This is a genomic window from Terriglobia bacterium (genome assembly GCA_020072785.1).
In the GTDB taxonomy this organism is placed as follows: Bacteria; Acidobacteriota; Terriglobia; order Acidiferrales; family UBA7541; genus Acidiferrum.
The window spans coordinates 126,318-147,787 of record JAIQGG010000005.1 but is presented as its reverse complement, the minus strand read 5'-3'; the positions used below and the strand labels follow the sequence as shown (position 1 = coordinate 147,787).

The 21,470-nt window shown below is 63.0% G+C and carries 21 protein-coding genes; 9 read left to right on the top strand and 12 right to left on the bottom strand.

Going from position 1 to position 21,470, the window contains the following annotated elements:
• The first annotated feature begins 171 nt into the window (after positions 1–171).
• The 3 genes from LAN61_13495 (at position 172) to LAN61_13485 (ending at position 3,210) form a co-directional block, all read left to right on the top strand.
• Positions 172–798 (top strand): TetR family transcriptional regulator, encoded by a 627-nt coding sequence (locus LAN61_13495; protein ID MBZ5541525.1) that lies wholly within the window; start codon positions 172–174, stop codon positions 796–798.
• 72 nt (positions 799–870) lie between these two features.
• The gene (locus tag LAN61_13490) at positions 871–2,544 is read left to right on the top strand and encodes an NAD(P)/FAD-dependent oxidoreductase (protein MBZ5541524.1); all 1,674 of its coding nucleotides are present in this window, start codon (positions 871–873) and stop codon (positions 2,542–2,544) included.
• A gap of 99 nt (positions 2,545–2,643) precedes the next feature.
• A complete protein-coding gene (locus LAN61_13485; protein MBZ5541523.1) occupies positions 2,644–3,210 on the top strand; it encodes a hypothetical protein in 567 nt (188 codons plus the stop codon).
• A gap of 32 nt (positions 3,211–3,242) precedes the next feature.
• Here LAN61_13485 and LAN61_13480 read toward each other — a convergent pair whose 3' ends face one another.
• The 7 genes from LAN61_13480 to LAN61_13450 all read right to left on the bottom strand — a co-directional run bounded on the left by LAN61_13480 (position 3,243) and on the right by LAN61_13450 (position 10,545).
• Positions 3,243–4,154, bottom strand: a complete 912-nt coding sequence (locus tag LAN61_13480; protein ID MBZ5541522.1) for an NAD(P)-dependent oxidoreductase — start codon at positions 4,152–4,154, stop codon at positions 3,243–3,245.
• 37 nt (positions 4,155–4,191) lie between these two features.
• Entirely contained in the window at positions 4,192–4,944 is a 753-nt protein-coding gene (locus LAN61_13475) for an enoyl-CoA hydratase/isomerase family protein (GenBank protein MBZ5541521.1), read from the bottom strand.
• A gap of 13 nt (positions 4,945–4,957) precedes the next feature.
• The gene (locus LAN61_13470) at positions 4,958–6,016 is read right to left on the bottom strand and encodes an ABC transporter ATP-binding protein (protein ID MBZ5541520.1); all 1,059 of its coding nucleotides are present in this window, start codon (positions 6,014–6,016) and stop codon (positions 4,958–4,960) included.
• Between the two features lie 17 nt (positions 6,017–6,033).
• Entirely contained in the window at positions 6,034–6,807 is a 774-nt protein-coding gene (locus LAN61_13465) for an ABC transporter permease (protein MBZ5541519.1), read from the bottom strand.
• Complete coding sequence (locus LAN61_13460; GenBank protein MBZ5541518.1) at positions 6,807–7,673, bottom strand: ABC transporter permease; 867 nt, start codon at positions 7,671–7,673, stop codon at positions 6,807–6,809. The genes LAN61_13465 and LAN61_13460 overlap by 1 nt, the downstream gene beginning before the upstream one ends.
• Before the next feature lie 24 nt (positions 7,674–7,697).
• A complete protein-coding gene (locus LAN61_13455; GenBank protein ID MBZ5541517.1) occupies positions 7,698–8,747 on the bottom strand; it encodes an ABC transporter substrate-binding protein in 1,050 nt (349 codons plus the stop codon).
• A gap of 91 nt (positions 8,748–8,838) precedes the next feature.
• Entirely contained in the window at positions 8,839–10,545 is a 1,707-nt protein-coding gene (locus tag LAN61_13450; protein MBZ5541516.1) for an acetolactate synthase catalytic subunit, read from the bottom strand.
• A 208-nt stretch (positions 10,546–10,753) separates the two neighbouring features.
• Here LAN61_13450 and LAN61_13445 point away from each other — a divergent pair, with 208 nt between their 5' ends.
• Positions 10,754–11,230 (top strand): (2Fe-2S)-binding protein, encoded by a 477-nt coding sequence (locus LAN61_13445; protein ID MBZ5541515.1) that lies wholly within the window; start codon positions 10,754–10,756, stop codon positions 11,228–11,230.
• Positions 11,227–13,392, top strand: a complete 2,166-nt coding sequence (locus LAN61_13440; protein ID MBZ5541514.1) for a molybdopterin-dependent oxidoreductase — start codon at positions 11,227–11,229, stop codon at positions 13,390–13,392. Before LAN61_13445 ends, LAN61_13440 begins: the two co-directional genes overlap by 4 nt.
• Positions 13,393–13,525: 133 nt before the next feature.
• Here LAN61_13440 and dctA read toward each other — a convergent pair whose 3' ends face one another.
• The 5 genes from dctA to LAN61_13415 all read right to left on the bottom strand — a co-directional run bounded on the left by dctA (position 13,526) and on the right by LAN61_13415 (position 18,160).
• Positions 13,526–14,836: a C4-dicarboxylate transporter DctA gene (dctA, locus tag LAN61_13435; GenBank protein ID MBZ5541513.1), complete on the bottom strand. Its 1,311-nt coding sequence runs from the start codon at positions 14,834–14,836 to the stop codon at positions 13,526–13,528.
• Positions 14,837–14,902: 66 nt separating this feature from the next.
• Positions 14,903–15,883 (bottom strand): hypothetical protein, encoded by a 981-nt coding sequence (locus LAN61_13430; protein MBZ5541512.1) that lies wholly within the window; start codon positions 15,881–15,883, stop codon positions 14,903–14,905.
• Positions 15,880–16,278: a cupin domain-containing protein gene (locus LAN61_13425; GenBank protein ID MBZ5541511.1), complete on the bottom strand. Its 399-nt coding sequence runs from the start codon at positions 16,276–16,278 to the stop codon at positions 15,880–15,882. Before LAN61_13425 ends, LAN61_13430 begins: the two co-directional genes overlap by 4 nt.
• Before the next feature lie 8 nt (positions 16,279–16,286).
• Positions 16,287–17,078: a creatininase family protein gene (locus LAN61_13420; GenBank protein MBZ5541510.1), complete on the bottom strand. Its 792-nt coding sequence runs from the start codon at positions 17,076–17,078 to the stop codon at positions 16,287–16,289.
• 14 nt (positions 17,079–17,092) lie between these two features.
• Positions 17,093–18,160, bottom strand: coding sequence for a Gfo/Idh/MocA family oxidoreductase (locus tag LAN61_13415; GenBank protein ID MBZ5541509.1), 1,068 nt, complete (start codon positions 18,158–18,160; stop codon positions 17,093–17,095).
• An 88-nt stretch (positions 18,161–18,248) separates the two neighbouring features.
• Here LAN61_13415 and LAN61_13410 point away from each other — a divergent pair, with 88 nt between their 5' ends.
• From LAN61_13410 to LAN61_13395, 4 genes are all read left to right on the top strand, one after another.
• A complete protein-coding gene (locus LAN61_13410; GenBank protein ID MBZ5541508.1) occupies positions 18,249–18,971 on the top strand; it encodes a GntR family transcriptional regulator in 723 nt (240 codons plus the stop codon).
• Between the two features lie 42 nt (positions 18,972–19,013).
• A complete protein-coding gene (locus LAN61_13405) occupies positions 19,014–19,298 on the top strand; it encodes a flagellar biosynthesis protein FlgA (GenBank protein MBZ5541507.1) in 285 nt (94 codons plus the stop codon).
• On the top strand, positions 19,292–20,467 hold the full coding sequence (locus tag LAN61_13400; GenBank protein MBZ5541506.1) for a UxaA family hydrolase: 1,176 nt from the start codon (positions 19,292–19,294) through the stop codon (positions 20,465–20,467). Before LAN61_13405 ends, LAN61_13400 begins: the two co-directional genes overlap by 7 nt.
• 95 nt (positions 20,468–20,562) lie before the next feature.
• Entirely contained in the window at positions 20,563–21,360 is a 798-nt protein-coding gene (locus LAN61_13395; GenBank protein MBZ5541505.1) for a fumarylacetoacetate hydrolase family protein, read from the top strand.
• The last annotated feature ends 110 nt before the right edge of the window (positions 21,361–21,470 follow it).

Here is a 21,470-nt window from a genome sequence, read left to right as displayed (position 1 = left end):
GGGTACCGTCGCTTATGATACATTTGTATGAATAGTGTCAAGGAATATTTTTCATACGTACGTATGAAAAAAGTGTTGGCCATTGGCGATGCCCGGTGCTATTTATGAGGGCGCCGAAGGGCCTCGCGGGCGGCAAGGGGCGGCATGGGAAAACGGCGGAAACGGAAAGCGGTGACGAAGCGGCGGCAAGGGCTCGTCTCGCGGGAGCGGCTGCTGGATGCGGCGGAGAAGCTGTTCGCGCGCTACGGCTTCAATGGCGTATCGGTGCGGCAGATCGTGCACGCGGCGAAGGTCAACCTGGGCGCGGTGCCCTACCATTTCGGAACCAAGGAAGAGCTATTCAAGGCCGTAATCTACCGGCGCGCGCTGCCGTTGCGGGAGGAGCGCGAGCAGCGGATCGAGAAGTTGCTGCAGAGCGGCAAGAAGCCGAGTCTCGAGGAGTTGCTGTGGGCGCTGCTGGAGCCGGCGTTCCGGGCAAGCCGGGAAAATGAATCGTTCCGGCGGTTGCTGGGGCGGGCTTCGACGGACCCGACGCCGGAAGTGCGCAAGTTGATGGCGGAAATTTACAATTCGGAATTCATGGTAGTGCCGAAGGAATTGCGCAAGGCCAACGCCAGCCTGCCCGACGACGTATTTTACTGGCGGCTGAACTGTTTCTACGGAGTGATGCTGTTTGTGCTCGCGGATACGGGGAAGATTCAGACGATCGCCGGGAAGGGATTCGACACGTCCCGGCCTGAAGTCGCTTTGAAGTATGTTATTCCGTTCCTGGCGGCCGGTTTTCGGGCAGCGGTGTAGCGGAGGAGCAGGTTTGCGGAAAAGCGAAGGGCGCGCGCGGCAGGATGCGCGCGCAAGAGCAGGAGGAAGCGCATGAGCAACATGTCGCGGCGTGGATTCGTAAAAGGGGCGGCCATCGCGCCGCTGGCGGCCAAATCGATCTCCCTGGGGCCGGGAACGGCGCCGGGCGAACGCTTTGATATTGTGGTTGCGGGGGCCGGACACAACAGCCTGATCGCTGCGGCTTACCTGGCCAAAGCCGGCTATCGCTGCGTGGTATTGGAAGGCCGGCCGATTGTCGGCGGTGACGTTAAGTCCGCGGAATTAACGCTGCCGGGAGTGAAACATGATGTGTGCTCGTCGGCCCACGTCCTGATTCAAGACAGCCCGCTGATGCGCAACGACGAGCTGGGGCTGGGCGAGTACGGTCTGGAGTACATCTTTCCCGATCCGGTGGTGCATCTACCGTTTGCCGACGGCAGTTACATCACGCAGTGGCGGGACCTGGACCGCACGTGCGCGGAATTCGCGCGGTTTTCGAAGAAGGATGCGGCGGCTTACCGGCAGATGATCACCGAGTATGCGGAGGTCGGACCGATCTTCGGCGCCAGCGCCTACACGCCGATAGGATTCGGAAAGCCGGTCAACGAGCTGCTGGCGGCGCATCCCAAGGGCAAGCTGTGGCAGCGGCGCGTGGCCATGTCCGCGTGGGAGATCATCCGCGACAATTTCGAAGACGACCACTGCCGGGCGTTCATGATCTGGATGGCCTATCAGACGGTGGTGCCGCCGGAAGACTCGATGACCGGGCGGCTGGCCTATGCGCTGGTCTCCGGGCGCCAGCGCTGGAGCTGGACCACCCCCAAGGGAGGCTCGGGAGCGTTAACGCAGGCCCTCGCGCGCTTGATCGAAGCGCATGGCGGCGTGATCCTCACCAACAAATGGGTGCGGCGGCTGATCGTGGAAAACGGCAAATGCGCGGGCGTGGAATGCGGCGACGGCAGCTCGTACCGTGGCGAGAAGGCCGTGCTTTCCACAGTGCACATCAAGCACCTCGTGGATATGGCGCCGCGCGAGGCATTCGGCAAAGAGTTCATCGAAGGCGTGGAGACCTGGCAGGCGGGCATCACCCTGTTCGTCACGCACTACACCACGACGGAACCCCCGACGTATGCGGTCGCCGGCGGCACGATCTCGCCGGTGGCTTCCGGCACCATGGCGACTCCGGAGCGCGCGCTGCGCGTGGGCTACGACTTTGCCTGCAAGAGGGTGAATGTCGAGGAGCCGCCGCTGCTGGTGGTCTGCAGCACGGTTGCCGATCCCTCGCGCGCTCCCAAAGGCATACACACGATCAAAGTCATCGGCAATCTGCCCTACGAACTGAAAGAAGGCCCGCAGCACTGGGACACGATCAAAGACCAGATCTCCGACGCCAATCTGAATTACCTGCGGCGTTTTTCGCCGAATCTAACCGACGACAAGATCCTGGCGCGCATTGTGGAAAGTCCCCTGGATCTCGAGCGCATGAACCCGCATAACTGGCACGGCACGTGCCACGGCGGGGCGCAGGATCCAGCGCAGACCGGCCCGCTGCGCCCCGTACCGGGCTGGGCGCAACACCGCATGCCCATCCCCGGCTTGTACCAGACCGGTGCCACCACGCATCCCGGCGGTTCGGTCTCGGGTGGCCCCGGGCGCAATGCGGCGATAGTCATGCTCAAGGACTTCGGAAGAAGCATCGAGGAAGTCGTGAAGAAAAAAACATAAGAGCGGGAAAGAAGCCGGACGATTCGCCAGGGTCTTTGCCCGCTTGCAACCGGCAGGCTGACTCAGGAGTGGGCTAGTTCTGATTCGCGGAGGTGGCTCGTGATACGAAATAAAGGCAGCTTCGCCCTGCTCGTGACCGCGCACACCCTGGCGGCGCTCCTATTCGTCGCCCTCGGGCTCCCGGCCCAACAGGCACCGTCGCCCTCAGCCGCCAAGCAGAAAGCGCTGAAAAAAGTCTTGGAAGCTCCACCACCTGTGCAGCCCATCCCTTATAGTCACAAGAAGCATCTGGCCATGGGGCTGACCTGCGATCTCTGTCACACCAATCCCGAGCCGGGCGTCCTGATGAAGTTTCCGGAAACCGCCACGTGCATGGGCTGCCATGCCACGGTCGCCACGGACAAGGCGGCCATCCGCAAGCTGGCGGATTATGCCAAGACCAAGACGCCGATACCCTGGGTGCGCGTCTATGTGGTTCTCCCCGGTGTGAGCTGGAACCACCGCGCGCATCTGCAGGCCGGGATGAAATGCGAGATGTGTCACGGGCAGGTGGACCAGTTGGAGGCCATGGCCCGTGTGACCGGGGTGACGGCCATGTTCGGCTGCATCGATTGCCACGAAAAGCACAACGCGCGAACGGCGTGCGTGACCTGCCATAAGAACTGATCCGGCCGGGATTCCCGCGCCGGAATGCAGCATTATTTCTGGGATGGTTTTGGCGGCGACTGGACGCGGGCTTCGGCGCGCAGCGCGTCGATCAGCTCGCTGTCGTTGGACGCACCCATGCCCTGATTGACCATCTGTTCAAAGACATGCACGGTGGCTTTGCCGAGGAAGGCCTGGCGGTGAAGTTTCTCGGCCAGGTGCACTCCGTAGAGGGAATCCTTGAGGCGGCCGCGTCCAGAAAAGGCGACGGCCTGCCCGCGCTTTCCCTCGGCCATGACGGCGGAGTGGCGGATGACATGGGGACTGCCCGTGTAGCCGGCGGAGAAAGCCTGGGCTGCGGTGTGGAGATCAATGCCGGCCGCCTCCGCGGCCAGCATGGCTTCGGCGAGGGCTGCGACCTGGGTGGCACCCATGAGGTTGTAGATCAGCTTGAAGGCGGTGCCGGCCCCGACCGGTCCGAAGTGAAAGATATTTTTGCGGAGGGGCTCGAAGAGCGGGCGCACCGCTGCGAGATCGGCTTCCTTGGCGCCCACGAAAAGATTGAGCTGGCCGGCCGCAGCGTCGTTCGGGCGTCCCGCGACGGGGCAATCGATGTAGCGAAGGCCCCTGGCGGCGACGATGGCGGCGAGTTCGAGCACCCAATCGTGGGACAGAGTGGAGCACTCGATGATAAATGTGGCGGGAGAGAGAGCGGCGGAGAGAGCGCCGTCGGGGCCGGTCCAGACCAGGCGGGAGGCCTGATCGTCGCTGACGGAGGAAAAGACAGCGTCGGCTCCCTCCGCGGCGGCGCGCGGGTTGGGAGCGACGGTTGCGCCAGCCTCTTTTAGCGCGACGGTCTTTTCCGGGCTGCGGTTGTAGACGGTGACCGCATGACCGGAGGAGAGGAGACGTAGAATCATGCCCCGTGCCATGTTGCCCGCGCCTAGAAATGCGATGTTTGCCACGACAACACCCCTTTCGAACGGGTAAACGAGAACGCGCCTACTGGCCGATGGCCAGACCCTCGAGCGCCAGGCCGTAGCCGAGGAGATCGTGCATCTGCCGGCGAAGATGCTCGGTGAGAAGGATGCGCGTATAGCGGCGGTTGAGTTCGGGCTGCTGCATGAGCTGGCGGGCGAGCTGCCAGGCGCGCGGAAGCAACGCGGGCCGGGGCAGAACCTCGTTGACAAGTCCGAGATCCAGGGCTTCCTTAGCGGAAAGCTTCTGCGCGGTGAGGAGGAAATAGCGGCCGCGGTTGAGGCCCATGAGCAGCGGGAAAATGACGTGCACGCCGTCGCCGGGCACGAGGCCGCCGGCGAAATGCGCGGAGTCCTGAAAGGCGGCTTCCGGGGAAGCGAGCACGATGTCGCAGAGTACGGGCAGCTCCGGATGACGCAGCGCCGGACCGTTGACGGCGCTGATCATGGGGACTTCGATAGCCAGCATGTTCATGGTGAAGCGCTTGGATTCTGCGCCCAGCTTGCCCCATTGGACCGGAGAGAGCTTGGGCACGGCGCGATTGATCGCGGGAGTTACCGCGGGGCCGGAAAACTCTTCGCCGACACCGGTGAGAATGATGACCTGGTTTTCGGGGTCGCGGGCGATGTCCAGGAATGCCTGCTCCAGATCGGCGTGGGCCGTGGGACCCCAGCGCAGGGAATCGCCATTGGTGTGCAAGGACATTTCCAGGATGCCCTCTTCGCGGCGGAAGCGGATGGTTTCGAACTTCTTGGCGTAATCGTCGAACGCGGTCATCGGAACGCTCCTTTTAAGACTGTAAAAATATGCTGTCCGCAGGCTGCCACGTGATGCGGACTTGCTCGCCCGTCTGGCGAATCGAGACGCGAGGACGTTTTTGCTCGTGGACGACGACGCGATCCCCGCTGCTGAGTTCGATCAGGTATTCCATCGTGGAGCCGAGTTGCATGGCCTGGCGGATGATTCCGGGAAGCGAATGCGGCGCATCGGCGCTCACAAACTCGATCTTTTCGGGGCGGACGGCCATGGCGCCCGGCGCGCCGGGCGCGTTTTCCGGAGGGATGCTGATTTCGAGGCCGCTCTCGCAGCGGAAGACGCTGCGTCCGGCCTCGGAGACGGGCGCGCCCTCGAAAAAATTGGAAATGCCGATGAAATCGGCGACGAAGCGGGTCTGAGGGCGGTCGTAGATCTCCGCGGGGCTGCCCACCTGGGCGATGCGGCCGCGGTCGAGGACCACGATGCGGTCGGCTATGGTCATGGCCTCTTCCTGATCGTGAGTGACGAAGAGCGCGGTCACGCCCACCTCGCGCTGCAGGCGGCGGATTTCCTGGCGCATCTGCACGCGGAGCTTGGCATCGAGATTCGAGAGCGGCTCATCGAAGAGCAAAAGATCGGGCTTGAGCGCGAGCACGCGGGCCAGCGCCACGCGCTGCTGCTGGCCTCCGGAGAGCTCGCGGGGGTAGCGATGCTCCTGCGAGGAGAGGCCGACGAGGGCCAGGACCGAGCGAACGCGTTCGTCCGCCTGGGCCGAGTCCACGTGATGCGCTTTCAGGCCGAACTCGATGTTGGCGCGCACGGTCATGTGCGGGAAGAGCGCGTAATTCTGGAAGACCAGGCCGACATTGCGGCGATGGGCCGGCAGGTGGGTGACATCGGCGTCGTGGATCCAGATCTCCCCGGCGGTGGGCGGGACGAAGCCGGCGATCATGCGCAGCGTGGTGGTCTTGCCGCAACCCGAGGGGCCGAGAAGCGCGACAAATTCCCCGGCCTCGACGGAGAGGTCGAAGTCTTCCACGGCGATGGTTGCGCCGTAGGTTTTCTTCAGTTTGCGCAGCGTGAGATAAGCCATTCGAAGATAAATCCTCTTTAAGAGTGCCGGACTGACAAGAACCGCGTATAAACCGGGATGCCGATGGCCAGCCAGGCCGCGATCAGGCACGTGGAGATGGCCGAGATGGTCGGATCGCTCGAGTACTGCACGTAGTTGAAAATGCGAATCGGCAGGGTCTGCAATTCGGGCCCGGCCAGAAGCAGGGTAACCACCAGTTCGTCAAAGGACATGATGAAAGCAAAGACCGCACCGGCCAGGATGCCGGAACGAATAAGCGGCAGGGTGATTCGAAAAAAGGTGCGCCACCAGCCGGCGCCGAGATTCTGCGCGGCCTCTTCCAGGGAAGGATCGAACTCCGCCAGGCTGGCCATCACCAGACGGACGACGAAGGGGGTGATGAGCAGGGTATGCGCGGCGACCAGGCCGGTGAAGGTTTGCGTCAGGCCCACGCGCTGAAGGGCGATGAGCAGGGCGAGAGCCAGGACGATGGCCGGGAACAGGATGGGGGAGAGCAGGACGGCGGAGATGGTGGTCTTGCCAGGGAGGCGATAGCGAACCAGGGCGAGTGCGCTAAAAGTTCCGATGACGGTGGCAAGGGCCGTGCTAATCGCGCTGAGGGTGGCGCTGATGCGCAGAGAGTCGCGGAGTTCGGGTGTGCTCCAGAATTGGTGAAACCACTTCAGGGTGACGCCTTCCGGGGGGAAAAGGGGATAGGCGCTGGTGCCGAATGCCGTGGCTATGACGACGAAGATGGGCGCCAGGAGATAGAGAAGGATGATGGCGTTGAGCAAGCGCAGGACGATTCGCATCAGATGCTCCGCCTCTGTTCCGTGAGCCGCAACGAGGCCACGAACAGGATGAGGATGGCGATCAGCATGGTGAAGGCGATGGCCGCGCCGAAGGGCCAATCGAGCAGCGCCATAGCCTGCTGATAGATGATGGTGGCCATGACCTTGAAGCGAGCGCCGGCTATGAGCGTGGGGGTGACGAAGGCGCTCAGCGTGCCGGTGAAGACGAGGACGCAGCCGGACACGATACCGGGGAGCGAAAGAGGCAGGGTGATGCGGAAAAAGATGCGGGTGCCGCGGGCCCCGAGGTTCTGGGCCGCCTCGTAGAGCGAAGGATTGATGTTGAGGAGGGCGGTGTCGATGGACAGGACCATGAAGGGGAGGAGGACCTCTCCGAGGGCGATGATCACGCCGGTGACGTTGTACATCAGGCGCAGCGGGGCGGCGATGAGATGGAAGCGCAGGAGCGTGTGGTTGATAAAGCCGTTGTTGCCGAGCAGGATCATCCACCCGAAGGTGCGCACGACGGTACTGGTGAGCAGTGGCATCAGGATACAGAAGAAGAGTACGGCGCGCTTCAGACCGCGCGCGCGGGAGAGCGCATAGGCGAGCGGAAAACCGAGCACGAGGCAGAGCGCGGTAACTTCGGCGCCGAGCAGGAGAGTTCCCCAGAGAATGTCGCGGTAGAAGGGATCAAAGAAGAACTTCTTGTAGTTGGCCATCTGCCATGTGGGGATGATGCCGTGTCCCGCCTCGTAGCCCATGAAGCTGATCCTGGCGAGCAGCAGGAGCGGCCCCGCCATGCACAGAAGGATGAGCAGCAGATTGGGACCGAGCAGCGCCCAGGGAGCGAAGGAGCCGTGCGGCTTCGAGGACCAGGATCGCATGGTGCTCCGGCGCGTCTCCATCTTCTATTGCGTCACTTCGCGGTTCCACCGGTCGATCCACTGCGGGCGAAGCTCGTTGGCCCTCTTCCAGTCGGGGCGCGTCAAGGTCCTGATGATCTTGAGCCCGTTGGGGATCTTGCCGGCGGTTTGGGGATCGAGCACGACCTTGGAGTTGGTCGGCGAGAGGAAGGTGTATTTGGCGTTGGCGGCCTGGGCCTGGACGCTCAAGGCGAAGTTGACGTACTGCAGAGCGGCCTGCAGTTTTTTGGTGCCCTTGGCGATGACCAGCCCGCCCTCCTGGAGGATGCCGCCCTCTTTGGGCAATACCCAGGCGACCGGCACACCTTTGCTGGCAAGGCCCACGACGCGGTCGGAAACCCAGGGGGCCATGACGATATCTCCCTGTGTGAAGAGCTGGGCGAGCTGGGCGTGCTGCTCCGGAAAGGTGAGGATGCTGGGCTTCAATTGTTTCATGGCGGCGAAGGCCGGATCGGGGCGGTCCATGGTCGTTCCTTCCGTCTTGAGGAGCATGAGGAAGAAACTGAGGCCCGTGGCACTGTCCAGGTTATTGATCGCGATCCTGCCGTTGTACTTTGCGTCCCAGAAATCCTTGTAGGACTGGGGAGCGGGCTTCACCTGCTGGGTATTATAGGCAATCACCGCCGCAACATACATGAACTTGGCGAAGGAATCGCCGGGCATGCGGAACTCGGGATAGAGATCGGCGAGATGCGGGACGCTCTTGACGGAAATCGGTTGCACCAGCCCTTCGGCGGTGGCCTGCGCCGCGCCCACTTCGTCCATCATGAATACATCGATCTTGACGTCGTCTTTCTGGGCGCGCATCAAGGCCATGCTTTCGAAGACCAGCTTCTGGACCAGTTTGATCTTAATGTCCGGGTGGGCCTTCTCGAAGGGTTCCACGACGGCCTTGCGCCATCCGTCTTCGAACGAACCGCCGTAGTTGGTGACCACGAGTTCGGTCTGGGCGCGGGCAGACTGCGCACCCAGAGCAAACAGGAATGCGGTAAAAAGAACGACCGCGATGCGCTGGCTGAGACCCCGGATGCTCATGAACATTCTCCCCGCTGGCAAAGGTGGCTGTGCGCGAAACGTACGAAAGACCGCGTGCCCCGATGTTCCGCGTTGCGAAAAGAGGTCTGGCTCATTTTCCCGCCGCGCGCCGCACCGCCTCGAGGCGTTCGTCGAAGAAAGAGACGGGCGGATAGGCTTGGGGATCGGTGAGGACGTCGATGACGGTCGTCTCTTTCGCGGCGAGGGCTTCGCGCACGGCCGGGAGGTAATCCGCCGGCCGTGCAATGGTGACGCCGCGGCAGCCGCAGGCGCGCGCAATCTGCGCGTGGTCGACGGGAGCAAAGTAGCAAGCGCTGGTATGCCGGCCGAATTTTACGTCCTCCGCGTCCTTCTGATAGCCGAGGACACCGTTGTTGAGTACGGTGAGGACAATGGGGGCGCGCATACGGAGCGAGGTTTCCAGCTCGGACCAGACGTGCGCAAAGCCGCCGTCGCCGGTGATGCAGAGAATCGGGCTGGCGGGGCGCGCCACGCGAGCGCCGAGCGCCATGGGCAGTCCCCAGCCGAGGCCGGCGAGGCCGCGCGGGGTAATGAAGCGCATCCCGGGTGCGAGGGCGCGCAAGTAGCAGGCGACCCAAACGGTGGAGTAACTGGCATCGGCGACGACCAGCGTCTCCGGAGTCAGAACCTGCTGCAGATCGGCCATGAGGCGCTCCGGGCGGATGGGACTGGCCTCCGACTGCAGAAGCGGCGCGATCTCCCCGGCGTTGCGATCGCGGGCAGCCGCAATGGCTTGGGCGAACTCCGGCCGCGGTTTGCAGCGGCCGCGCAGGCGCTCGGTCAGCTCCGGCAGGGTCAGTTTGGCGTCGCCAACGAGGCGCAGGCCTTCATAGTTACGGCCGATCTCCGCGGGGTCGATGTCGAGATGGATGTAGCGAGCGCTGGAAGGAAAGAGAGACCAGGAGTCGGTGCCGTTCTGCGCGGTGCGCGTGCCGACGAAGAAAATGAGATCAGACTGCTCGATCAGCGGCCGCAGGTGGCGTCCCGGGGACAGGCGGCCCAGATTGTAGCCGCCGACGCCCAGCGAAAGGGGATGGCGCTCGTCCACGGCGCCCTTGCCCATCACCGTGGTCATCACTGGAAGATGCGCGGCGTCCTGTAGCGCAGCCAGTTCGGCCGCCGCATTCGAGAGATGAATGCCGCCGCCGGCAACGAGCAGTGGATGCTTGGCCGCGGCGATGAGGTCGGCGGCGGCGCTGATGCGCGCGGGATCGGCGAGCATGCGGTCGAGCGGGAACGCGCCGAGCCGCGCCTGGCGGCGGCCGGGGGAGGTCACGCGCTCGTTCAGGAGATCCGCCGGCAGAAGGAGAACAGCAGGGCCCGGGCGGCCGGAGGCCGCGATGGCAAAGGCCATGTCCACGTAATCTTCCATGCGATCGGGCTCGGTGACGCGGCGGATCCATTTGGCGCAGGACTGGAAGAGACCGAAGTGGTCGAACTCCTGGAAGGCGTTGCGGTCCGTGGTGGGGCGGTTGACGTCCTGCACCAGGGCCACGATGGGGATGGAGGACTTGATCGCTTCGGCGAGACCCGGCACGAGCAGGGTGGCCGCCGGGCCGTTCTGCGCGGTAACCACGGCAACCTGCCCGGAGACGCGCGCGAAGCCGTCGGCCATGGCCGTTCCGGCGTTCTCCGTGCGGTAGGTGAACTGGCGAATGCTCAGGTCTTCGGCGGCCAGCAAGACGGCGGAGGGGAGGCTTTGGGAAAAAATCGTCTGCACGCCGTGGCGCAGCAGCGCGGCGGCAATTACCTGGGCGACAGTCGTGTCAGGGCTCATGCGTGGGACCTTTGCGGAGAGGGGAAGGGGGCCCGCGGGGCAAAAGCAGCGCCCGGCATCGCAATTCCTCGTCCTGCCGCAGTGGATGCGCTAATGATACAGTTGTATGAAAAATCGTCAAGAAGTTTTTCCCGGGACGCGCAGGAAAAAAAAGCTCCCCGAGCGGCGCGCGGAATGTTATCTTTATTTCCCCTAGCGAGGATTTGCGATGGCCAAGATTCAATTCCAGATAAATGGAAGCAGCTACAGCGTCGATGCCGATGCGGAAGCCAGCCTGCTCAGCGTGTTGCGCGAGCAACTCGATCTTACGGGAACCAGGTACGGATGCGGCGAGGGCCAGTGCGGCGCCTGCACGGTCCTGATCGATGGAAAGGCCCGCCGCTCGTGCCTCACACCGGCAGTAGCGGCCGCCAGCAAGCAGATCACCACCATTGAAGGCCTCGCCCAAGGCGAGCATCTGCACCCGCTGCAGGAGGCGTTTCTCGCAGAAGGCGCCATGCAATGCGCCTACTGCACCTCCGGGATGATCCTGTCGGCGGTATCGCTTCTGAACACCAATCCCGATCCATCCGAGGCCGAGATCGTCCGCTTCATGGAGGGGAACATCTGCCGCTGCGGAACCCACCCGCGCATCGTGGCGGCGATCCGCAGGGCGGCGAGCGTCCTGAAGGAGTCCGGCCGATGAACGAGAAGCCCGATTTCCAATTGCCGCTGGAACCCGAACGCTACGAGCTTACCGCGCCGCCCACGTATCACTTCGAAATCGACCGGCGCGAATGGTTTAAATTTCTCGGCGCCGGCTTGCTGGTGGTCTGCGTGTCGAAGAACTTGCGCGCCGCGCAGGAAACCGGCGGCAAGCAGCCCATGGGCGAGGCGCTGCCCAAGGAGATCGGGGCCTGGCTGCATCTCGGAGAGAACGGCGTGGTAACCGTCTATACGGGCAAAGTGGAAATGGGGCAGAACATCCGGACCTCGCTCAGCCAGGGTGTTGCCGAGGAGCTGCACGTACCCATGGGCAAGATCCAGATGGTCATGGGCGACACGCAATTGACTCCCTTCGATAGGGGCACCTTCGGCAGCCTCACCACCCCCACCATGAATCTGCAACTGAGGAAAGTCGCTTCGGCCGCGCGAAATCTGCTGGTGGATCTGGCGGCAGCGCAATGGAAAGTGGATCGCCAGCGCCTGGTTGCCACGGACGGCAAGATCACCGATCCGGGGACAAAGCGCTCGGTGGAATATGCCGTTCTCGTAAAGGGACAGCAACTCACGCAAACCGTACCCGCCGAAGAGGCTCTCGCTCCTGCCACGCAGTGGACAGTGGCCGGCCAGCCGCTGCCCAAGGTCGATGGGCGGGACTTTGTGACCGGGAAACACAAATATCCCTCCGACCAGAAGCGGCCGGAGATGCTCTACGGCAAGATTGTGCGGCCGAGTTCCTTCAACGCGACGCTTGTCTCCCTGGACACGCACGAAGCGGAGCAAATGCCGGGGGTCACGGTTGTTCATGACGGCGATTTCATCGGCGTCGCGGCGCCAAGCAGCGCCATCGCTTCCCGCGCGGCCGCGGCCATCAAGGCGGAATGGAAAGCCGAGCCGCAGCCATCACAGAAGGAATTGTTCGAATACCTGAAGAAAAATGTAACCGAAGGCGGCGATCCCACGGGGGCCCCGACGCGTCATGACGCTGGCTCCGTCGAGCAGGCCCTGGCCTCCGCGGAGCACCGCCTGCAACAGACCTACACCGTTTCCTACATCGCGCATACCCCGCTCGAGCCGCGCGCGGCCCTGGCGCAGTGGTCCGGAGACCATCTGACCGTGTGGACGGGCACGCAGAGGCCCTTCGGCGTGCGCAGCGAGCTGGCCGCCGCTTTCCGAATTCCGGAAGAGCATGTGCGGGTCCTGATGCCGGACACGGGATCCGGCTATGGTGGAAAGCACACCGGCGACGCGGCGGTAGAGGCGGCGCGGCTGGCGCGCTCGGCGAAGCGCCCGGTGAAGGTGGTGTGGACCCGTGAAGAGGAGTTCACGTGGGCCTATTTCCGTCCGGCCGGGGTCATCGAAGTGTCCAGCGGAATGCAGAAGAACGGCACGATCACGGCCTGGGAATTTCACAACTACAATTCCGGCGCCGCGGGATTCCACACGCCGTACGACATTCCCAACCAGCATATCGCGTTTCATGCGACACGCAGTCCGCTGCGGCAGGGCTCTTACCGCGGGCTGGCGGCCACGGCGAATCATTTCGCGCGCGAATCGCACATGGATGAGCTGGCCCATCTGGTGAAGATGGACCCGCTGGAGTTCCGCCTGAAGAATGTGAAGGACGCGCGGCTGCGCGATGTGTACCAGGCGGCCGCGAAAAAGTTCGGCTGGGGAAAGGAGAAGAGCGGACCGGGGCAGGGGTTCGGCGTGGCCGGCGGATTTGAGAAGGGCGGATATGTGGCGACCTGCGTGGAAGTGGCCGTCGAGCGAGCCTCGGGCGAGGTCAAGATCGTGCGCGTGGTGACTGCGTATGAATGCGGGGCGATCGTCAACCCGGATGGACTGCGCAATCAGATCGAGGGAGCGAATATCATGGCGCTGGGCGGAGCGCTGTTCGAGGTTGTGGAATTCGAAAACGGCCGGATTTTGAACGGGCTGATGTCGTTGTATCGCGTCCCGCGGTTCCGCGATATTCCGCCGGTGGAGAGCGTGATGCTGGACCGCAAGGACCTGCCTTCGATGGGGGCGGGGGAAACTCCGCTGATGGGCGTCGCGCCGGCCATCGGCAACGCTATTTTCGACGCTACGGGCGTGCGGTTGCGTTCGCTGCCGCTGGTCCCCAACGGTCTGCAGCGCGGCTGATCTCCAGCGCATACCGCATAGATGTCTTTCCGAGTCCTGCGGCGGGCTCTGGCAAAACTCCGCAAAGAATCACACCCTCGAGGGCTGCAGATACAGGCAGTGGCTATGCCTGCCGTTCTCTAGGATCCCCTGTCTAGGAATGACCGGTGGCGGAGGATGCTCCATTATTCGCCGACGGCGCATCCGCCGAGTTGGCCATGATCGCGCGCATCCTGGGGACGTCGAGTTCGCCTTCCCAGCGGCTGACGACCAGCGTAGCGACGCCGTTTCCGACGACATTGGTCAAGGCGCGGCATTCGCTCATGAACTTTTCGACGCCGAGCAAAATAGCCAGGGACTGGACGGGGATGGAGGGGACTGCGGCGAGGATGGCGGCCAGGGTAACAAATCCGGTGCCGGTCACGCCGGAGCCGCCCTTCGAGGCGATCAGGGCGAAGAGCAGGATGGCGCCTTCCTGTGCCAGCGAGAGATGCGTGTTGGTGGCCTGGGCCAGGAAAAGCACGGCGAGCGTGAGATAGATGTTGGTGCCGTCGGTATTGAAAACGTAGCCCGTCGGAAAGACCAGACCGACGACGGAGCGCGAGGCGCCCAGGCGTTCCAGCTTTTGCATCATGTCCGGGAGCACGGTCTCGGACGAACTGGTGCCGAGAACAATGAGAAGCTCGTCCTTGATGAAGGCGAGGAAGCGAAAAATGGAAAAGCCGACCCCGTAGGCGATAGCTCCGAAGACGATCACGATGAACAAGATACTGGTGAGATAAAACGTTCCGATCAGCTTGAGGAGGCTGGACAGGGAGTTGAGACCGTAGCTGCCGACGGTGAAGGCCATGCCGCCGAGTGCGCCGAGGGGAGCGGCCTTCACAATGATGCGGATGATTCCAAAAACGACCTTGTTGGCGAGCTCAATGGCGCGCGTGGCGCGCTGGCCAGCTTCGCCCATGCGGGAGATGGCGAAGCCGGTCAAGATGGAGATCAGGAGAACCTGCGGGACGGCGCCGCCGGCCAGGGCATCCACGAAGGTGCGAGGGATAAATCCCAGGAGGAAGGCAATGAAGCCAGCCTCCTTGGCGTGGGTGACGAAGCCCGCGGCCGTTTTGGGATCAAGGGTGGCGGGGTCGATGTTGAGGCCACTGCCAGGGTGCAGAACCTCGGCGACCAGGATGCCGACGATCAGCGCCAGGGTTGAGACCACTTCGAAATAGACGAGGGCCTTGACGCCGACCGTGCCGACCTTCTTTAGGTCGCTCATCGAGGCAATGCCCTGCACTACAACGCAGAAGATCACCGGGGCGATCATCATACGGATGAGCGAGACGAATCCGTCGCCCAGGGGCTTGAGCGCTATGCCGGCCTTCGGGAAAAAGCGGCCGATGAAAATGCCGGCGACAATGGCGATGAGGACCTGCACATAGAGAGTGGCGTACCAGGGCCGGCGCTGTGGCATGAATCCCCCTTCTCCCACGAGTCGCGTGGGGCACTTTAAAAACTGAAAATCGTTCCGCTTCCGCCGTCAGTAGGCGCGGTCCAGCGGCGGCTCGTTTTCGAGGAGCACGCGCTGGATATTGCGCCAGGCGGAGCGGCACAAAAATGTGGTGGCCTGGCGCGTGACGCCGGCGATGTGCGGCGTGAAGACGAGCCGCCGCGCGGCGTCTCCCTGGAGCGTGAGCAGCGGATGGCCGGCTGCCGGCGGTTCGCTCGAGTAGACGTCGATGGCGGCGCCGCCAATATGCCCGGTCTGGAGATGCCTGGCAAGAGCGGCTTCGTCGATGATGCCGCCACGCGAGGCTTGAATCAGCACCGCTCCCGGTTTCATCTCCGCGAGCTGGCGGTCGCCAATGAGCCCCTGAGTCGCGGGGAGCAGCGGCACGTGCAGGGTGACCACGTCCGCGGTTTTCAGCAACTCATCGAGAGAAAGCGACTGCGCCGCGAGCGCCTGGGCGGCCTGCGGGTCGCGGGGCGCAGGATCGAAATAGCAGATGCGGCAGCCCATGGCGTGAAATCGCTGGGCCACCGCCAGCCCGATAATGCCCAGGCCGACTACCCCGACGAGCAGGCCGTCGAGGCCGGCGACGTTGGCGGCCAGCAGCCGTGCGCGGTAAGCGGCGTAGTTTCCGCTGCGGATTTCGGCATCGGCCCAGACAAAACGGCGCAGAAGAAGGGAAGCGGTGGTGACCGCGTATTCCGCCACGGCGCCATTGCTGCCGCCGGGGACATTGGCCACCGGAATGCCCAGGCGCTTGAGCGTGGCCTGGTCGAGGCGGTCGAGCCCCGCGCCGGTGACCTGCACAAGTTTCAGGGCCGTGCCTTCGAATAGCGCAGGGGGAATCGGCGGGCCGACCGCGGGAATCACCAGCGCGCGGGCGGACTGCATCAGCGCCGGCACATCGGCGTCGTTCAAGGAGCGGTAGGCGACGCGGAGCGGCGGCGGGGGCAGCACGCCCACGCGTTCGAAGTCGGCCAGGGGGCGCAAACAGAGGACGTCAATGGTCATGGTTTTTTCGCCGCCTGGGGAGGGACCGGGCGTTCGTGGGTGCCGCCGGTGATATCGGCAACCGGAAAGAAACACAGGAGGCGAAGCGGTTCCGTGCCGGTATTGCGTGTCACGTGCTTTTCCCCGGGAGGCATCAGAATGGTGTCCCCGGGCAGGAGCGGAAACTCGCCGCTTTCCGCAAAGGTCGTGCCCTGGCCGGAAAGCACGAAGATACATTCCTCGAAATCGCTATGCTGATGCGGGCCGCGAGCCGTCTCCTCCAGCCCGGATACGGGAATCTCGACGAGCCGGAGAGTCACGCCGCGCGCGCCTTGCGCGCCGGAGACGATCTCCAGGGACTTGCGCCCGGCGAGGCCGAGCCGTTTTGCTTCCGCTTGCGTGAACACGCGCGCCATGCCTGTCCTTACCGCAACTGCTTGATTTCGGCGACGCCGCCCTGGACCAGGTCCAGTTGCCGGAAGATCTCGGTGGCTTCCCTGGCGATGGCGCCGGCGATAGCATGGAGCATGCGCACGCCCTTTTCCGCCGTGGCGTGCTGCGGGCTGCCGTACCAGCCGGTCGGCGCGATGGAACGGATATCGGTCAAAACCGGCTGATAGCTGCTCGTGCGGCGCAGCTTGTCCATCTTGCTGGCCTGCTGCGCGTCGGAGGAATAATCAATGCGGTCGAGATGCACGAGATCCGGGCGGTAAGCGAGGACGGCAAGCGCTTCGATCTCGCCGCCATGGGTCAGGCCATTGCATTCGGGACCGAACATCTCCGCCGCGACGTAGCAGGCCTGCACGGTAAGCACGGTCATGCCATGCTCGCGGTGCAGGGCTTCGGCGGCGATGCCCAGAGAAGAGATGTTGCCTTCGTGCCAGTTGAGAATCAGCAGATATTTCGCGCCGTGCCTGGCCGTGGAGACACAGGTTTCGGTGACCACGCGCATGTAGGTGTCCGGCGAAAGCGTGATCGTGCCCTCGTACGGCATGTGCATCGGGGTGACGCCCAGGGGAGTGCCGGGCAACACCACACCGTCCATGCGTTCCGCCACGGCATGGCCGATCACCTGCGCGGCATAGGTGTCGGTGCCGGTTGGCAGATGCGGGCCGTGCTGTTCGACGCTGCCGGCCGGTAGAATCACGAGCGGGTGACGCTTGAACTGCGCGGCGATTTCCGGCTGCGTCAGGTCGATGAAGTAGCGGCTCGGCACAGGGACGGCTCCTATCAGCGGCTCTTGCGCGCTTCTGCGAGGATGTCGGCGACGCGCACGTACTGGCCGTTCTTTTCAAGCGAGCGCAGGGCGGCATTGACGACAGCGACGGCGATATTGCCGTTCTCCGCGGTAAGTTCGCCCGGCTTTCCGCTGCGGCAGCTTTCCGCAAACATTTCCAGCTCCGTCCGAAACATATCGCTCTGCGGGACCTTCAGCTCCTGACGCTTGGCGTAGCCGTCCTTGCCGCGCTGGATGTAGAGGGTCGAGGTCTCGTGCAGTTTGTCCGGGGTATCCCAGGTGCCGAAGTCGATCTCATAATGCATCAGGCCCTTGGAACCGAAGACGCGCACGGCGAAGACGCCGGGGGAGGTCCAGCAGGAACCCACATAGCCGACCTTGCCATCGCTGAACTTGAGCAGCGTCATGGACTGATCGTCCACTTCCGCGCCGACCGGCGAAAGCTTGGAGGCCATGGAGCTGGCCTCGGTGATTTCACCGCCGAGATAGTGCAGCACGTCGAACATGTGGATCGCCAACTGGGACAAGGGTCCGCCGGGCGCCTTGGCCTTGTACCAGCGCCAGGTTTTCGGCGTCAGCTCCAGGGCGCGCTCGTTGGAAAAATTGGCTTCGAGAAAGGCCAGGCGGCCCAGCTCGCCGCTGTCGATGGCTTCGCGGATCTTGCGCATGCCGGCCATCAGCCGTGCGCTATGACCCACGGTAACGGTGATACCGTATTTCTGCTGCAGGGCGGCGATCTCCAGACCGTCTTCGAGGGTGCTGGCGATGGGTTTCTCGGTGTACACGTGCTTGCCGGCCTTGGCTACCTCGGTCGCAACGGGCAGGTGCTGTTCGTTGGGGACGGTGAGAATGACACCTTTGATCTCGGGGTTCGAGAGCAGGGAATTCATGTCCGGGGCCGCGGGAACGCCCATTTCCTGCTGGAAGGCCAGACGCTTTTCTTCGGAGCGGCTGAAACCGGCAACGATTTTTAGTTGCTGGGATGTGCTGGCAGCGCGGGTAAGTACTTTGGCCCAGCGACCGAGCCCGACGATGCCGACTTTGACTGGAGTAGAGCTCATGCCTGCCCTTTCAGCGGATATAAAAACGCGAATGACGGTCACAAGAAACAGTTGCAATCCACAGCAACTCATCATACGATAGTACGGTATGATGCGACAGTCAAGCATTATAGCCGCTACCGGGGCGGTTCTTCCGGTGATTCGCAAGCTTGCCGCGCCCTTGCGCCGGCAAGTTCTGGATGAACTGCGCCAGTCTATCATCTCCGGGCGCCTGGCGCCTGGCTCGCGCCTTGTCGAGCGTGAACTCATCAGCATGATGGGGGTCTCCCGCACGGTCATCCGCGAAGCACTGCGCCAATTGGAAACCGAAGGGCTGATCGCCATCATTCCCAACAAGGGACCGGTGGTGCGCGAACTCACGTTAGCGGAAGCCAAAGATCTCTATGCCATCCGCGCCGTGCTCGAGGGATTGGCGGCCCGCTTGTTCGTCCAGAATGCGGACGCAGCGCAGGTGGAAAAGTTGGAGCAGGAGCTCAACGCCACGGAGAAGGCCTACAAGAGCGGCGATCCCGCGCAGATCCTGGCAAGCAAGAACATTTTTTACGACGTCCTGTTTGAAGGGGCGGGGAGCGAGACGCTTTCCTCCATGATCGGCACGCTGCACGTGCGCATCTGGCGCTGGCGCGCCCTGGGCCTGGGGCATCCCAAGCGCACCGCGGAGCGCTGGAAAGAGAGCATCGGAGGGTTGCGCAGCATGCTGGAGGCCATCAAGAAGCGCCAAGCGGAGCTTGCCGAGAAACTCATGCGGGATGAGGCGACCAAAGCCGCCACCGAAATCATGCGCCTGCTGGCCAGCACCGAAGGCCGCTGACCGGGCCGGCGACCGTTTTACGAATTTATTCAGGAGAAAAGCATGGCCACTCACTTTATCGTTCACGACAAGGCCGATACGGTCGGCGTCGTGGTTGTGGAAGATGTGCAGCCGGGCAAGGATGTAACCGGCTGGATCATGGAGACCAACGAGACGATTACGCTCCAGGCTCTGGATGCGGTGCCTCTGGGCCACAAGATCGCGCTCCGGGATCTCAAAACGGGGGACACCGTCCTGAAATACGGCCATGACGTCGGCCGGATTGTGGCGGAGGTCGGCAAGGGACGGCACGTGCACGTTCATAATCTCAAGACGAAAAGGTGGTAATGATGGGTCGCTATCAGTTTTTTGGCTATCGCCGCGAAAACGGCCGGGTTGGAATCCGCAATCATGTTGTCATTCTGCCACTCGATGATCTTTCGAATGCGGCCGCGGAAGCGGTTGCAAACAATATCAAGGGCGCCTTGGCGCTTCCGCACGCCTACGGCCGCCTGCAGTTCGGGGAGGACCTCGAGCTGTTCTTTCGCACGCTGATCGGGATGGGTTCCAATCCGAACGTCGCAGCTTGCGTGGTCATCGGCATCGAGCCCAGCTGGACAGGCCGCATCATCGACGGCATCGCCAAGACCGGCAAGCCGGTGGCGGGTTTTGCGATCGAGTGCAACGGAGACATCAGCACTATCGCTTCGGCTTCGCGCAAGGCGAAGGAGTTCGTGCAGTGGGCTTCGGAGAAGCAGCGCGAAGTCTGTTCGATCGAGGAACTCTTCATTTCGGTGAAATGCGGGGAGAGCGACACCACTTCGGGCCTAGCTTCCTGTCCGACCGTGGGAAATTTGATCGACAAGCTGGATCCGCTGGGCGCCACCACCTGCTTCGGGGAAACTTCCGAACTCACCGGAGCCGAGAAGGTCTGCGCCAGCCGTGCCTCTACCCCGGAGGTAGGCAAGCGCTTCATGCAGGTTTTCGATGCCTACCAGGAAGTCATCAACCGGTATAAGACCAGCGACCTTTCGGACTCGCAGCCGACGAGAGGGAATATCGCGGGCGGCCTGACGACCATCGAGGAGAAAGCCTTCGGCAATCTGGCGAAAATCGGCAGAAAGACGAAGTATATCGACGTGCTGAATCCAGCCGAGGCGCCGGCCAAGGGCGCTGGGCTGTATTACATGGACACCTCTTCGGCGGCGGCGGAGTGCATAACCCTGCAGTCGGCCGCCGGGTTCGTGGTGCATCTCTTTCCCACCGGGCAGGGCAACGTCATCGGTAATCCCATCGAGCCGGTCATCAAGCTGACCGCCAATCCCAGGACCGCGCGTACCATGGGCGAGCATATCGACCTGGACGTCTCCGGGATTCTGCGGCGGGAGATGACGCTCGACGAGGCCGGTGACCGGCTGATCGAAATCATGATCCGCACCTGCAACGGCCGGCTCACCTGCGCCGAAGCCCTGGGGCACCGCGAGTTCGTGCTCACCAAGCTCTACCAGAGCGCCTGAAGCCCTTGTTTCTGGCGAATTCGGGCGGCGGCCGCGTGGACGCCGCCCGAATTCGCGTTTTCCGGCTGCGTCCTGACGACAAGTGAGGGGTGTCCATGAAATATTGCCGGTTCCAATTCGAAGGCCAGGCTCAGTACGGACTCGTCGAAACCCTCGCAGGCAAAGACGTCATTACCCGTTTGCTGCTGGCTGCTCCCGAAGAGAATGGAGGGGTGGAAAATGTTCCCTCCAGGCATATGGCCCATCTGCCTCTAAGCGAAGCGAAACTCCTCGCCCCGGTGCGCCCTTCGAAGATCGTCTGCGTGGGCCGGAACTATCGCGGGCATGCCGTAGAAATGGGCCATCAAGTTCCCAAACAGCCGCTGATTTTTTTCAAACCGCCCTCTTCGCTGCTGGCCACGGGAGAAACCATTCTTCGCCCGAAAAGCTCCCGGCGCACGCATTACGAAGGAGAACTGGGCGTGGTGATCGGGAAGCGCTGCCGCAAACTGGCCGGAGACGAGAACGTGCGTCCCTATATCCTGGGCTACACGGCATTGAACGATTTCAGCGCGCGGGACCTGCAAGACGTTGACGGGCAATGGGCGCGCGCCAAGGGCTTCGACACGTTCTGTCCAGTGGGGCCGCTGGTGACGGAACATCTGGATCCCTGGGCCGGCGTGGGCGTGGAAACGCGCGTGAATGGGGAAGTGCGCCAGCAGGGCAATACCCGGGATTTAATCTTTCCGCTCGATGCCATCATCCGCTTTATTGCCGAGGTCATGACGCTTCTTCCCGGCGACTTGATCGCCACCGGCACACCCCAGGGAGTCGGGGCGGTCGTCTCCGGCGATGTGGTGGAGGTCAGCGTGGAAGGTGTGGGCACGCTGCGAAATCCGATTTGCGATGAATAGTTGAAAGCAGTAAAAGACTCTCCGAAAACAGGTAAGACGGCTCCACCGCGAAGGAATCCAAACACATACAGGCAATTTTTATCCTTACTATATAGGCCCGCAGAAGGTCT